This window comes from Rhizobium centroccidentale (genome assembly GCF_030182565.1).
In the GTDB taxonomy this organism is placed as follows: Bacteria; Pseudomonadota; Alphaproteobacteria; order Rhizobiales; family Rhizobiaceae; genus Rhizobium.
Window position 1 is genome coordinate 105,241 of sequence record NZ_JAQJCG010000008.1, and the last position, 12,788, is coordinate 118,028.

Genomic DNA, 12,788 nt, shown 5'->3' on the forward strand with positions numbered 1-12,788 from the left:
CGCCCGAGAATCGCCATTTGAGCGGCGTGACATTAGAAGATCCGGCCCGATATTTTTTCCGGCCGGATTTTGAGCTATTTTATGGTCACTCGTGACGCCGCCCCGATCCGCCCACGTTGAGAGCAAAGGCCCGCAGCCATGAACCATTCCGTTTCCTTCGAGGACGATATCGACGGCGACACGCTGCATGAAGAATGCGGCGTCTTCGGCATTCTGGGACATCCGGATGCGGCTGCCTTGACGGCCCTCGGCCTGCACGCCCTACAGCATCGCGGCCAGGAGGCGGCCGGCATCGTTTCATTCGACGGTCAGCGCTTCCATTCCGAGCGACGGATGGGTCTCGTCGGCGATCACTACACCGATCCCGCAACTCTTGCCCGCCTGCCCGGCGACCGCTCCATGGGCCATGTGCGTTATTCGACGACGGGCGACGCCGTGCTTCGCAACGTGCAGCCGCTATTCGCCGAACTGGAAGTCGGCGGCATCGCCATCGCTCATAACGGCAACTTCACCAACGGCTTGACCATGCGGCGGCAACTGATCGCCGATGGTGCCATTTGTCAGTCGAATTCGGATACCGAAGTCGTTCTTCACCTTATTGCACGTTCCAAGCAGGCTTCCTCTTCCGACCGCTTCATCGATGCCATCAGGCAGATGGAAGGCGGCTATTCGATGCTCGCCATGACGCGCACGAAGCTGATCGCAGCGCGCGACCCGATCGGCATCCGGCCGCTTGTCATGGGTGAACTCGACGGCAAGCCGATCTTCTGCTCGGAAACCTGCGCGCTCGACATCATCGGCGCAAAATACATTCGGGACGTTGAAAACGGTGAAGTGATCATCTGCGAGATCCAGCCCGATGGTTCGATCACCATCGACGCACGCAAGCCGGACGTTTCGCAGCCCGAGCGTCTCTGCCTGTTCGAATATGTCTATTTTGCCCGTCCCGATTCCGTTGTCGGCGGCCGCAACGTCTATGTTGCGCGCAAGAACATGGGCATCAATCTCGCCAAGGAAGCTCCCATCGAGGCCGATGTCGTCGTGCCTGTGCCGGACGGCGGCACGCCGGCGGCGATCGGCTATGCGCAGGAAAGCGGCATTCCCTTCGAACTCGGCATCATCCGCAACCATTATGTCGGCCGTACCTTCATCGAGCCGACGCAGCAGATTCGCGCCTTCGGCGTGAAGCTCAAGCATTCCGCCAACCGTGCCATCATCGAAGGCAAGCGCGTCGTGCTGGTCGACGATTCCATCGTGCGCGGCACGACGTCCGTGAAGATCGTGCAGATGATCCGCGATGCCGGCGCCAGCGAAGTGCATATCCGCGTCGCCAGCCCGATGATCTTCCATCCGGACTTCTACGGCATCGACACGCCGGACGCCGACAAGCTGCTCGCCAATCAGTACAGCAACCTGAAGGCCATGTGCGATTTCATCGGTGCGGATTCGCTGGAATTCCTGTCGATCGACGGGCTCTACCGTGCCGTGGGCGGCGAGCCGCGCAACAATGCGCAGCCGCAGTTCACCGATCATTATTTCACCGGGGATTATCCGACCCGCCTGCTCGACAGGGAAAGCACCAGCAACGTGCGCAAGCTTTCCGTTCTCGCCAGCAACGGCTGACACGCCCAAGTAACGGCCGAGAGGGGCATTTCGCCCCTTTCCCTTCCCTTACATATCCGGATCCAGGCAGCATGAGCGTCAACCTCAAGGACAAGATCGCCCTCATCACCGGCGCATCGCGCGGTATCGGCTATTTCACGGCGTTGGAACTGGCCAAGGCCGGCGCGCATGTGATCGCCTGCGCCCGCACGGTCGGCGGGCTTGAAGAGCTTGACGATGCCATCAAGGCTGTCGGCGGCTCGGCAACTCTGGTGCCCTTCGACCTTGCCGACATGAATGCCATCGACGCGCTCGGCGCCTCCATCTTCGAGCGCTGGGGCAAACTCGACATCCTCGTCGCCAATGCCGGTGTTCTCGGCGTGATTTCGCCGATTGGCCATGTGGAGGCCAAGGTGTTCGAGAAGGTGATGACGATCAATGTCACCGCCACATGGCGGCTGATCCGTTCCGTCGAGCCGCTGCTGATGCGCGCCGATGCCGGCCGCGCCGTCATCCTCTCCTCGGCCGCCGCCCATCGCTGCCGACCGTTCTGGGGTCCCTATTCCGCCTCCAAGGCGGCTGTCGAAGCTTTGGCCCGCACCTGGGCCGGGGAAACACAGAGCACGCCGCTGCGCATTACCAGCGTCGATCCGGGCGCTACCCGTACCGCCATGCGCGCCCAGGCGATGCCCGGCGAAGACCCGGATACGCTGCCGCATCCGCGAGAGGTCGCCCAGGCGATCGTCCCGCTCACCGGCACAGACGTCACTGAAACCGGCAAGCTTTTCGTCGTGCGCGAGAACAGGCTCGTCGACTACCGGATGCCGGAATAAAAACATCCCAGGCCTTTACCTGAGGCGCCTTATCCCTACTTGACCAAATTCATCCGGCGCGCGATAAAGCCGCCCATGAAAACGGTTATCTGCATTATCTGCCGGAAGATTATTCACTAGCGTTTCGCTGGCCTGGCCGTTTTCGTCTCCCAAAATCCAAGATGACAAACGTCCGGCCTGCCGGTGACGGTATTTTTTCGGATTTATGCCTTGGGAGAGTGATATGGCCGCCGAGCCGCAATTGAAGTTCTACAACACGCTGACGCGCGAAAAGGTCGATTTCCAGCCGATCGACCGCGACAACGTCCGCATGTATGTCTGCGGCCCGACGGTCTATGATTTCGCCCATATCGGCAATGCCCGCCCGGCGATCGTTTTCGACGTGCTGTTCCGGCTGCTGCGGCATGTCTACGGCGAGAGCCAGGTCACCTATGTCCGCAACATCACCGACGTCGATGACAAGATCAACGCGCGCGCGCTCCGCGACCATCCCGGCCTGCCGCTGAATGATGCGATCCGCCTGGTGACGGAAAAGACCGAGCGGCAGTACCGTGAGGATACGACGGCGCTCGGCTGCCTGGAGCCGTCGGTACAGCCGCGGGCGACCGACAATATCGCGCAAATGATCGCGATCATCGAAACGCTGATCGAGAAGGGCCACGCCTATCGCGCGGCCGGTGAAGTGCTGTTCGACACCAAGTCGATGGCCGACTACGGCCAGCTTTCGAAGCGCAATCTCGATGAGCAGCAGGCTGGCGCCCGCGTCGCCGTCGACGAACACAAGAAGAGCCCTGGCGATTTCGTGCTCTGGAAGCTGTCGGATGAAAACGAGCCGGGCTGGGAAAGCCCCTGGGGCCGCGGCCGTCCGGGCTGGCATATCGAATGCTCGGCCATGAGCGGGCGCTATCTCGGCAATGTCTTCGACATTCACGGCGGCGGGCTCGACCTGATCTTCCCGCACCATGAAAACGAAATCGCCCAGTCGCGCTGCGCGCATGGCACGCATGCCATGGCGAATGTCTGGATGCATAACGGCTTCGTGCAGGTCGAAGGCCGCAAGATGTCGAAATCGGAAGGCAATTTCGTCACCATCCACGAATTGCTGCAGACGGACAAGCTCGGCGGGCGGACCTGGCCGGGCGAGGTGCTGAGGCTTGCCATGCTGATGACGCATTATCGCGAGCCGATCGACTTCTCAGTGAAGCGCCTGGAGGAGGCCGAACGGCTGATCGCCAAATGGCCGTCTGCCGACCTGAGCGGCGCGGCTCCGGATGAAACCGTGCTTGCCGCACTCGGCGACGACCTTAACACCGTCGCCGCCATCCAGGCACTGCATGCCCTGGCACAGACCGCCAATGCCGATGCCAGCCTCCTGCCGGTCTTCGCGGCCAGCGCCGATCTTCTCGGCCTGCTGCCGAAGAAGGCAGAGATCGACGAAGCTGTGGTCGCAGAGATTGATGCCAAGGTGCGCCAGCGTCTGGAGTTGCTGAAGGCAAAGAACTTCGCCGAGGCTGACAAGCTTCGTGAGGAGCTGACGGCCATGGGCATCCAGCTCAAGGACGGCAAGGATGCGGCGACGGGCGAGCGCATCACGACTTGGGAGATCAAGCGGTGAACCTGGTTACCCCCCTCTGTCACTTTCGTGACATCTCCCCCACTAGGGGGGAGATTGGGGGGAGTTTGCCGCGCCTCTTCTCAAAACCAAGGAGCATAGTCTCCACGGATTCGATCTTCGTTTGTGCTGGGCGAGTGCTACGAGTTAACAATCTCCCCCCTTGTGGGGGAGATGTCCCGGCAGGGACAGAGGGGGGTAACTTGCCGCATACTCCAGTCCCGCCGAAGATCCGCAGCAGTGCCCGCCGCATGCGCAAGGTGATGACGGACGCGGAACTTCGGCTCTGGAATGAATTGCGCGCCCACCGCCTCATGGGCCTCGGCTTTCGCCGTCAGCTGCCCATCGCCGGCTATATCGTCGATTTCGCCTGCCCTTCTGAAAAACTCATCGTCGAAGTCGATGGCTCCCAGCATGGCAATGACCACGATCAGACCTATGACAAGGTTCGCACCCGCCGTCTCGAAGCCGAGGGCTGGACTGTCCTGCGCTTCTGGAATGACGATGTTCTGAAGGATATCGATAACGTCTGCATGCATATTCTCATCGTCGGCGGAAAGGATAGGTCATGACCGCCTCGACCTACACCGGCGGCTGTCAGTGCGGCGCGGTTCGCTTCCGGGTGCGGGGTGAGCTGACGGACGCCTCCATCTGTCACTGCCGCATGTGTCAGAAGGCCTTCGGCGCCTATTATGCGCCGCTGGTTTCGGTGCGCGGCACCGAGCTTACATGGACACGTGGGGAGCGGAAGGCATTTCAATCGTCCAACTTTGTGAAGCGCGGCTTCTGCGGGGATTGCGGCACGCCACTGACCTATGAGGCGCCCGATGGCATCGCAGTTGCGGCCGGCGCGTTCGACGATCCCTCGCAACTGCCGCCTGTCGTGCAATATGGTACGGAAGCCAAGATCGGCTTCGTCGATCGGCTGCATCTGCTGCCTGGACACCGGACGGAAGAGGACGCCGAGCAAGCGCCCTTCGTGCTTGAACTTGTGTCATATCAGCATCCTGATCACGATACGGCAGCATGGCCACCGGAGGGCGGCAAATGACGATGACAGCGGGACATAGCGGCGGATGCCAATGCGGTGCGGTTCGCTATCGCACCGCCAGTGCGCTCGGCTATCCGCATCTTTGCCATTGCCGCATGTGCCAGAAGGCCTCCGGCAATTACGCCCTGCCGCTGGGGAGTGCCAAGCGTGTCGATTTCGAGCTGACGCGCGGCGAACCCTCATGGTTTCATTCGTCCGATCTCGTGCGCCGTGGCTTTTGCGGCACTTGCGGTACGCCATTGCTCTATGACGTTCCAGGCACGGATTCCATCAATGTGACACTTGGCTCGCTGGACGAGCCAGCGGCGGTCCAACCCATCGCGCAATCGAACCGCGCAGGAAAAATGCCCTGGTTCCAGGCGCTCGATACGCTGCCGATGGAACCCGATGAGGATAGCTCAGATCGTGCGATATCGATCAAGCTCTCCAATCATCAACATCCCGATCACGATACCTCAAGCTGGCCAGAGGAGAAGCACGATGAGTGAAGCCATCAGAAGCGGAGGATGCCAATGCGGCGCTGTGCGGTTTCGCATTCGCGGCGAGCTCGGCCGCCCGTCGATCTGCCATTGCCGCATGTGCCAGAAGCAGTTTGGCAATTTCTTCTCCGCGCTTGTTACCGCCCCTGAAGACGGCGTGGAATGGACGCGCGGCGAGCCGACCTATTTCCAGTCCTCCGTTAACATCGATCGCGGCTTCTGCAAGAACTGCGGCACACCGCTGACATACCGTCATCCCGGCGGCCTCGAAATTGCCATCGGCGCCTTCGACGAGCGCGATGATCTCGCCCCGCAGATCCAGGTCAACCATGCTTATCGCCTGCCCTGGGTGGAGACGATCTTCGAAAAACCCGCCTATCAGGATCCGGACTTCTACTCGCGGCAGGAGCAAATCATTTCCTTCCAGCATCCCGACCACGACACGGATGTCTGGCCGGCGGAAGGGCTGAAAATATGACCGAGCTCCTGCGCACATTTTATCCGGAAATCGAACCCTATGCCTCCGGTCACCTCGATGTCGGCGACGGTCATGTGATCTATTGGGAACGCGTGGGAACGCCCGGCGCCAAGCCCGCCGTCTTCCTCCATGGCGGCCCGGGCGGCGGCATTTCGCCCAGCCATCGTCGCGTATTCGATCCCACGCTTTACGACGTGACCCTATTCGACCAGCGCGGCTGCGGGCGCTCGACGCCGCATGCGGGCCTGGAGGCCAATACGACTTGGCATCTGGTCGACGATATCGAGCGGCTGCGCAAAATGGCCGGTGTGAAGAAATGGCTTGTATTCGGCGGCTCCTGGGGCTCGACGCTGGCGCTCGCCTATGCCGAAACGCATCCGGATCGCGTTTCCGAGCTGGTGGTGCGCGGCATCTATACGCTGACCAAAGCCGAACTCGACTGGTATTATCAGTTCGGCGTCTCCGAGATGTTCCCCGACAAATGGGAGCGCTTCATTGCCCCGATCCCACCGGAAGAGCGTCATGAGATGATGGCCGCTTACCATCGGCTGCTGACGCATCCGGACAAGGCTGCCCGCCTGGAAGCCGCGAAGGCATGGTCGATATGGGAAGGCGAGACGATCACGCTTCTGCCGGAGCCGGCGGTCGGCGCCCAGTTCGAGGATGCAGAATATGCACATGCCTTCGCTCGCATCGAGAACCATTTCTTCGTCAATGCCGGCTGGCTCGAAGAGGGCCAGCTTTTGCGCGACGCCTACAAGCTGAAGGACATTCCCGGCGTCATCGTCCATGGCCGTTACGATATGCCCTGCCCCGCCAAATATGCCTGGGCGCTGCACAAGGCCTGGCCGAAAGCGGAATTTCATCTGATCGAGGGCGCAGGCCATGCCTCGTCGGAGCCTGGCATTCTCGATCAGCTGATCCGCGCGACGGATAAGTTTGCCGGGAAAGTATAATGCCGAAAAAAGCCCCTCACCCTAGCCCTCTCCCCGCTCGCGGAGAGGGAATAAGCTCACAAGACGTTCGCCCCGTGGAAACGGGGAGAGGACGGATGAGGGGCAACCCACGATCAAACCGGTTCGCCGGAGGAACAGTATGACACGCGAAAAAATCTATCTCTTCGACACGACGCTCCGCGATGGCCAGCAGACGCCCGGCGTCGATTTTTCGGTCGAGGACAAGATTGCCATTGCGACCATGCTGGATGAGTTCGGCCTGGACTACATCGAAGGCGGCTATCCCGGCGCCAATCCGACGGATACGGCTTTCTTCAACGAGAAGCGCACGACATCGGCCTCCTTCGTCGCCTTCGGCATGACGAAGCGCGCCGGCATCTCCGCCTCCAACGATCCCGGCCTTGCGAGCTTACTGCAGGCGAAATCCGACGCGATCTGTTTCGTCGCCAAGAGCTGGGACTATCACGTCAAGGTGGCGCTCGGCTGTACCAATGAGGAGAACCTCGAAAGCATCGCAGAAAGCGTCAAGGCAGCCGGCAATGCCGGCAAGGAGGCTCTCGTCGATTGCGAGCATTTCTTCGACGGTTACAAGGCCAATCCGACCTACGCGCTTGCCTGCGCCAAGACGGCCTATGATGCCGGAGCTCGCTGGGTCGTACTCTGCGACACCAATGGCGGCACGCAGCCGCCGGAGATCCGGGCTATCGTCGAGGCCGTCATCGCCTGCGGCGTTCCCGGGCACTGTCTTGGCATCCATGCCCATAATGACACCGGCCAGGCCGTTGCCAATTCGCTTGCTGCGGTCGAGGCCGGCGTTCGGCAAATCCAGGGCACGCTGAACGGCATCGGTGAGCGCTGCGGCAACGCCAACCTGATCACGTTGATCCCGACGCTGGCGCTGAAAAGAGCCTATAGCGAACGTTTCGAAACGACGATCGACGCCGAACGGCTGGTGGGCCTAACCGGCCTTTCACATGCCTTCGACGAGCTGCTGAACCGCTCACCTGACCATCAGGCTCCGTATGTCGGCGCCTCTGCCTTTGCCACCAAGGCCGGCATCCACGCCTCGGCGCTGCTGAAGGACCCGCGCACCTATGAGCACGTGCCGCCGGAGAGTGTAGGCAACTTCCGCAAGGTTATGGTCTCCGACCAGGGCGGCAAGTCGAACTTCATCAACGCGCTGAAGCGGCGCGGCATCGAGGTCGGCAAGGACGACCCCAAGCTCGACCAGCTGATCCAGATCGTCAAGGAACGTGAAGCGACAGGCTATGCTTACGAAGGCGCGGACGCGAGCTTCGAGCTTCTGGCGCGGCGCACGCTCGGCACCATCCCGGAGTTCTTCGCGATCGATGGTTTCCGCGTCATGGTCGAACGCCGCTTCGATTCCCACGGCCGGGTGAAAATCGTCTCGGAAGCGGTGGTCAAGATCATCATCGATGGCGAGACCATCATGTCGGTGGCCGAAGGTGATGGCCCGGTCAACGCGCTCGACCTGGCGCTGCGCAAGAATTTCGGCAAATACCAGCATGAGATCGACGACCTGGAACTGGCGGACTTCAAGGTGCGTATCCTCAACGGCGGTACGGAGGCCATAACCCGAGTCCTGATCGAATCCACCGATAGCGACGGCGTGCGCTGGTGGACTGTCGGCGTTTCGGAAAACATCATCGACGCGTCGTTCCAGGCGCTGATGGATTCCGTCATCTATAAGCTGATGAAAAACCGCCATATGGCAGGCAGAATAGCGGCGGAGTGATCCGCCGCCCATCAAAAAGCTTGACGATGCCGTCAAGGAAATGAATTAGCCATGCCGCATGCATTGGAGTAATCCCGTCTCAAATAATTGTGAAAGACGGGAAAATTCATGGCCACCGACGCGGTCGAACCTGAAATCAAGAACAACGACGCTATCCGCGGCTTCGGCTTTGCGATGACGGCCTATCTCTTCTGGGGCATCCTGCCGCTCTATATGAAGGCGCTGGCGCATATCCCGGCTTTCGAGGTCATTGCCCATCGCATCGTCTGGTCGGTCCCCGTCGCAGGCATCGTGCTGCTGGCGCTCGGTCGCCTGGGTGACGTGAAGGCGGCGTTTCGCAATCCGCGCACGATCGCCATGGCATCGCTGACGGCAGCGCTCGTCACCATCAACTGGGGAACCTATGTCTGGGCGATCGGCGCCGGCCATTCGCTCGATGCTGCCCTCGGCTACTTCATCAATCCGCTATTCAGCATTGCGCTCGGCGCCATCCTGCTCAAGGAAAAGCTTGCGCCGACGCAGATCGTCGCGATCTGCCTTGCAGCCGCCGCCGTCATCATCCTGACGGTGAAAGCCGGCACCCTGCCCTGGGTCGCGTTGTCACTGACCTTCTCCTGGGGCTTCTATGCCTTTTTCCGCAAGACCCTGCCTGTGGGAGCCAATCAGGGCTTCTTCATCGAGGTGCTGCTGCTCTGCATCCCGGCAGCATTTTACATCCTCTATCTGGAAGCGCGCGGCGAAGGCCACTTTTACCAGACCGGCATTTCGGATACGGCGCTTCTGCTCGGCTGCGGACTCGTGACGGCGCTTCCGCTGATGATCTTCGCCAATGGCGCGAAGCTTCTGAGAATGTCGACCATCGGCATTATGCAGTATATCGTGCCGACCATGGTCTTCCTGATCGCCGTCTTTCTGTTCAAGGAACCCTTCGGAACGACGCAGCTCGTTGCATTTTCGCTGATCTGGGCCGGTCTCGTGCTCTACAGCTGGTCGATGCTGCGTCAGAGCAGAGGAGGCTAACCAGCGGGCCTGGTTAGCAGATCCCCAATCAAAGCTTGGAAATGACGGCCTCTTCGCCGCCGCGGTCGCCATGCGTCTCGGCGGCGTGTTTGCGGATGGCCGGAATGATATCGGCGATCTTGTCGATGACGAGAGGCTGGACGCGATGGGCGGTATGGACGAAACCTTCTTCCGTCATATGGCGGATAAGCTCCATCATCGGGTCCCAGAAACCATTGATATTGGCGAAGACCATCGGCTTTTCGTGACGGCCGAGCTGACCCCAGGTCATGATCTCGACGATCTCTTCCAAGGTGCCGATGCCGCCCGGCAATGCCACGAAGGCGTCGGCGCGCTCGAACATGCCGTGTTTGCGCGCATGCATATCAGGCGTTATGATGAGTTCGTCGAGTTGACCGAGCGAATGGCGCGTCGCTTCCATATCGACCAGAAATTCCGGAATGATGCCGGTGACCTGACCGCCGTGCGACAGCACGCCGCTCGCGACAGCGCCCATGATGCCCTTCGTTCCGCCGCCATAGATCAAACGCAGGCCGTTTTCGGCAATGCTTTTGCCCAGTTCGCGGCCGGCAGCCATGTGGGACGGATCGCGCCCCGGCCGCGAGCCGCAATAGACGCAAATGGTTCGAATTGGCGTGGAATCGTCGGTCATGAATGCAAACAACTATGCTGCAGATGCTCAGTCAAGATTTTTCAAAGGAAAACTTGTGCCGGGACATGCGAAAATGGCTTAGAAAGCTTGTAAAAGCAGGCGAAATCGCTAGCAATTTCAGGAGTTGCGACGACTTCGCCGCGTGGAGATGAATGATGATGAAGAACCGTGCCGGTTGGCTGGCTCTGTTGGTATTGGCAGTGGCGACCTTGTTGATGGTCTTTTTCGTGATGCCACGCATCAACGGCGACAAGACTCCGATCGGCAATGTTGTCAATCAGGCCGGCAACGCGGTGAAGAATACCATCGACCAAAACGCGCAAAAGGCCGGCGAGACCGCCGAGAGCGCGACCAAGGCCACGCAGAATGCCGCATCGACCGCCGTCAATACTGCAGACCTCGCGAAGAAGCTGACCGACCTGACGGGCGCGGCGACCGCTTCGCTGGCCGATTTGAAGGCACTCTTCAAGGACGGCAATGCACCGGCCCAGGATGCCTTCACGGCTGCGAAGACGAAAGCGATTACCGCGCTGCAACCGATCGTCGGCTTCGCGCTCCCCGAAGGGATCGACGCAACGACGACGGGACTCGTTAAGAAAGCGCAGGACGGTGCAGGCAAGGCGCTCGCCATCATCCAATCTCTTCCGGAAAACCCAGCCGAAGCCAGTGTGGCGATCGACAAGGCTTTCGCAGCGTTGACAGGCAAACAGGCGCCCGAGACCGACGCGGCTGCCAATCCTCGCGTACCGTCATTCGACGTGTTGCGCGTCGAGCCGGATGGCTCGACGGTTATCGCCGGTTCGGCCGAGCCAAATGCCAAGCTGGAAATCGTCGACGGCGAAAAGGTCGTCACGACGATCAATGTCGGCCCGAGCGGCGACTTTGCCGCCGTACTCGACAATCCGCTGCCACCTGGAGACCACGAACTGGTACTGCGCGCCACCGGCAAGGACGGCAAGGCCGTCAATTCCGAGGAAGTCGCCACCGTCTCCGTGCCGAAGGACAATTCCACCCAGGTCCTTGCGATGGTGTCGAAGCCAGGCGCTGCAAGCCGCATCATCACCGCGCCTTCCGCCAAGCAGGGCCGCGTGACCGCCGGCGAACAGGACGCGTCGGCAGCCGACGCACAGGCCAAAGCGACGGATAAGCCGGCAGCCACGGCAGATGCCAAGCCGCAACAGGATGGTACAGCGATCGCATCCGCCAATCCTGCGGCAGGCGCGGCAACACCGCCCGCAGCGAAGGTGGAGGCGGATCAAGACGTCATGGTCAACGCGGTGGAGATCGAAAACAACCATATCTTCGTTGCCGGCACCACGAAGCCAAATGCAAAAGTCCGTGCCTATGCCGACGACAAGCTGATCGGTGAGAACGTCGCGGGTGCAGACGGTCACTTCGTCGTAGACGGACCCATGCCTCTTGCTGTCGGCGATCACAAAATCCGCGTCGATGTACTCGATGGAGCCGGCAAAGTGGTGGTGCGGACCAGCGTCAACTTCACGCGCCCCGAAGGCAATCAGGTGACGGTCGCGGCGCAGACACCCGCCGCCGCCAATGGTCAGGCGCAGGCGACCATGGCAAACATGGTACCGCTTGACGAGGGTGAGCTTACCAAGCTCAAGGAAGACGCTGGCAAAGCTTTTGCGCTGCTCAAGGGCCTCTTTACCGACGGCAAGCAGCCGAATGCAGAACAGCTCGCAGCCGCCCGCTCCGGCACGGAAATAGCGCTCAAGTCGCTGTCGGAATTCCGGCCGACCATCAGCGCCAGTGCTATGCTGAAAAAGGCTGCGGCCGACGCTTCAAGCGCGGCCTCCAGGGCGCTTGCCACCTTGGTGGCTTTGCCGAAAGATCCGAAATCGGTCGGCGCGGCGCTGCCTGGGCTCGAACAGATGATCGCTGTTATCACGGAGCCTGTTCAGACGGCACCGGCACAGCCGAACACAGAGGTCTCATCCAACGACAGCGGCCCGAAGACGATCGAGCAGGCACCGCTGTCGCAGGACACCAATGCCGTCATCATCCGTCGCGGCGATACGCTGTGGCAGATCTCGCGCCGCATCTACGGTGCGGGTGTGCGCTATACAACCATCTATCTGGCCAACGAGGACCAGATCAACAATCCGGACCGGATCCTGCCGGGACAGGTCTTCGGCCTGCCAAAGGACGCATTGCCGAATGCCGAGGAGCTTCATCGCAAGCGGCTTTCGGGTGAGCATCTCTAGCGGCAACGACCGTCCATCGTGAACATTGGCCGCGGCCAGGCTCATCAGCGACTGGCCGCTGCTTTTATACGGTATGAAAATAGTATAAGCGTCGCCCGACCCCCATAGCCTTCGCGTAATGGCCATG

At 60.8% G+C, this 12,788-nt stretch carries 12 protein-coding genes; 11 read left to right on the plus strand and 1 reads right to left on the minus strand.

Going from position 1 to position 12,788, the window contains the following annotated elements:
• The first annotated feature begins 138 nt into the window (after positions 1-138).
• The 10 genes from purF to rarD all read left to right on the plus strand — a co-directional run bounded on the left by purF (position 139) and on the right by rarD (position 9,787).
• Entirely contained in the window at positions 139-1,623 is a 1,485-nt protein-coding gene (gene purF, locus PH562_RS12975; RefSeq protein ID WP_285173511.1) for an amidophosphoribosyltransferase, read from the plus strand.
• A 71-nt stretch (positions 1,624-1,694) separates the two neighbouring features.
• On the plus strand, positions 1,695-2,435 hold the full coding sequence (locus PH562_RS12980; protein ID WP_285173514.1) for an SDR family NAD(P)-dependent oxidoreductase: 741 nt from the start codon (positions 1,695-1,697) through the stop codon (positions 2,433-2,435).
• 223 nt (positions 2,436-2,658) lie between these two features.
• Complete coding sequence (cysS, locus tag PH562_RS12985; RefSeq protein ID WP_285173516.1) at positions 2,659-4,050, plus strand: cysteine--tRNA ligase; 1,392 nt, start codon at positions 2,659-2,661, stop codon at positions 4,048-4,050.
• A 200-nt stretch (positions 4,051-4,250) separates the two neighbouring features.
• Positions 4,251-4,619 (plus strand): endonuclease domain-containing protein, encoded by a 369-nt coding sequence (locus PH562_RS12990; RefSeq protein WP_285173518.1) that lies wholly within the window; start codon positions 4,251-4,253, stop codon positions 4,617-4,619.
• Positions 4,616-5,098 (plus strand): GFA family protein, encoded by a 483-nt coding sequence (locus tag PH562_RS12995; protein WP_285173520.1) that lies wholly within the window; start codon positions 4,616-4,618, stop codon positions 5,096-5,098. The genes PH562_RS12990 and PH562_RS12995 overlap by 4 nt, the downstream gene beginning before the upstream one ends.
• A complete protein-coding gene (locus tag PH562_RS13000) occupies positions 5,095-5,586 on the plus strand; it encodes a GFA family protein (protein WP_285173522.1) in 492 nt (163 codons plus the stop codon). Before PH562_RS12995 ends, PH562_RS13000 begins: the two co-directional genes overlap by 4 nt.
• Entirely contained in the window at positions 5,579-6,055 is a 477-nt protein-coding gene (locus tag PH562_RS13005; RefSeq protein WP_285173523.1) for a GFA family protein, read from the plus strand. Before PH562_RS13000 ends, PH562_RS13005 begins: the two co-directional genes overlap by 8 nt.
• On the plus strand, positions 6,052-7,011 hold the full coding sequence (gene pip, locus PH562_RS13010) for a prolyl aminopeptidase (RefSeq protein ID WP_285173525.1): 960 nt from the start codon (positions 6,052-6,054) through the stop codon (positions 7,009-7,011). The genes PH562_RS13005 and pip overlap by 4 nt, the downstream gene beginning before the upstream one ends.
• A 139-nt stretch (positions 7,012-7,150) precedes the next feature.
• On the plus strand, positions 7,151-8,767 hold the full coding sequence (cimA, locus tag PH562_RS13015) for a citramalate synthase (RefSeq protein ID WP_285173527.1): 1,617 nt from the start codon (positions 7,151-7,153) through the stop codon (positions 8,765-8,767).
• A 108-nt stretch (positions 8,768-8,875) separates the two neighbouring features.
• Positions 8,876-9,787 carry an EamA family transporter RarD gene (gene rarD, locus PH562_RS13020; protein ID WP_113229525.1) on the plus strand — a complete coding sequence of 304 codons (912 nt, stop codon included), beginning with the start codon at positions 8,876-8,878 and terminating at the stop codon, positions 9,785-9,787.
• 28 nt (positions 9,788-9,815) lie between these two features.
• Here the strand turns inward: rarD and PH562_RS13025 are convergent, their stop codons facing one another.
• Positions 9,816-10,439, minus strand: coding sequence for an LOG family protein (locus PH562_RS13025; RefSeq protein ID WP_285173529.1), 624 nt, complete (start codon positions 10,437-10,439; stop codon positions 9,816-9,818).
• 155 nt (positions 10,440-10,594) lie between these two features.
• On the opposite strand from PH562_RS13025, the gene PH562_RS13030 reads away from it, so the two are divergent.
• Positions 10,595-12,661 carry a LysM peptidoglycan-binding domain-containing protein gene (locus tag PH562_RS13030; RefSeq protein WP_285173530.1) on the plus strand — a complete coding sequence of 689 codons (2,067 nt, stop codon included), beginning with the start codon at positions 10,595-10,597 and terminating at the stop codon, positions 12,659-12,661.
• Positions 12,662-12,788: the final 127 nt, after the last annotated feature.

Excerpts from the sequence above, each read along its gene's own strand:
- rarD (WP_113229525.1), top strand. The coding sequence starts at position 8,876 with ATGGCCACCGACGCGGTCGAACCTGAAATCAAGAACAACGACGCTATC.
- PH562_RS13025 (WP_285173529.1), bottom strand. The coding sequence starts at position 10,439 with ATGACCGACGATTCCACGCCAATTCGAACCATTTGCGTCTATTGCGGC.
- PH562_RS13005 (WP_285173523.1), top strand. The coding sequence starts at position 5,579 with ATGAGTGAAGCCATCAGAAGCGGAGGATGCCAATGCGGCGCTGTGCGG.
- cysS (WP_285173516.1), top strand. The coding sequence starts at position 2,659 with ATGGCCGCCGAGCCGCAATTGAAGTTCTACAACACGCTGACGCGCGAA.
- pip (WP_285173525.1), top strand. The coding sequence starts at position 6,052 with ATGACCGAGCTCCTGCGCACATTTTATCCGGAAATCGAACCCTATGCC.
- purF (WP_285173511.1), top strand. The coding sequence starts at position 139 with ATGAACCATTCCGTTTCCTTCGAGGACGATATCGACGGCGACACGCTG.
- PH562_RS12980 (WP_285173514.1), top strand. The coding sequence starts at position 1,695 with ATGAGCGTCAACCTCAAGGACAAGATCGCCCTCATCACCGGCGCATCG.
- PH562_RS12995 (WP_285173520.1), top strand. The coding sequence starts at position 4,616 with ATGACCGCCTCGACCTACACCGGCGGCTGTCAGTGCGGCGCGGTTCGC.
- PH562_RS13000 (WP_285173522.1), top strand. The coding sequence starts at position 5,095 with ATGACGATGACAGCGGGACATAGCGGCGGATGCCAATGCGGTGCGGTT.
- cimA (WP_285173527.1), top strand. The coding sequence starts at position 7,151 with ATGACACGCGAAAAAATCTATCTCTTCGACACGACGCTCCGCGATGGC.
- PH562_RS13030 (WP_285173530.1), top strand. The coding sequence starts at position 10,595 with ATGATGAAGAACCGTGCCGGTTGGCTGGCTCTGTTGGTATTGGCAGTG.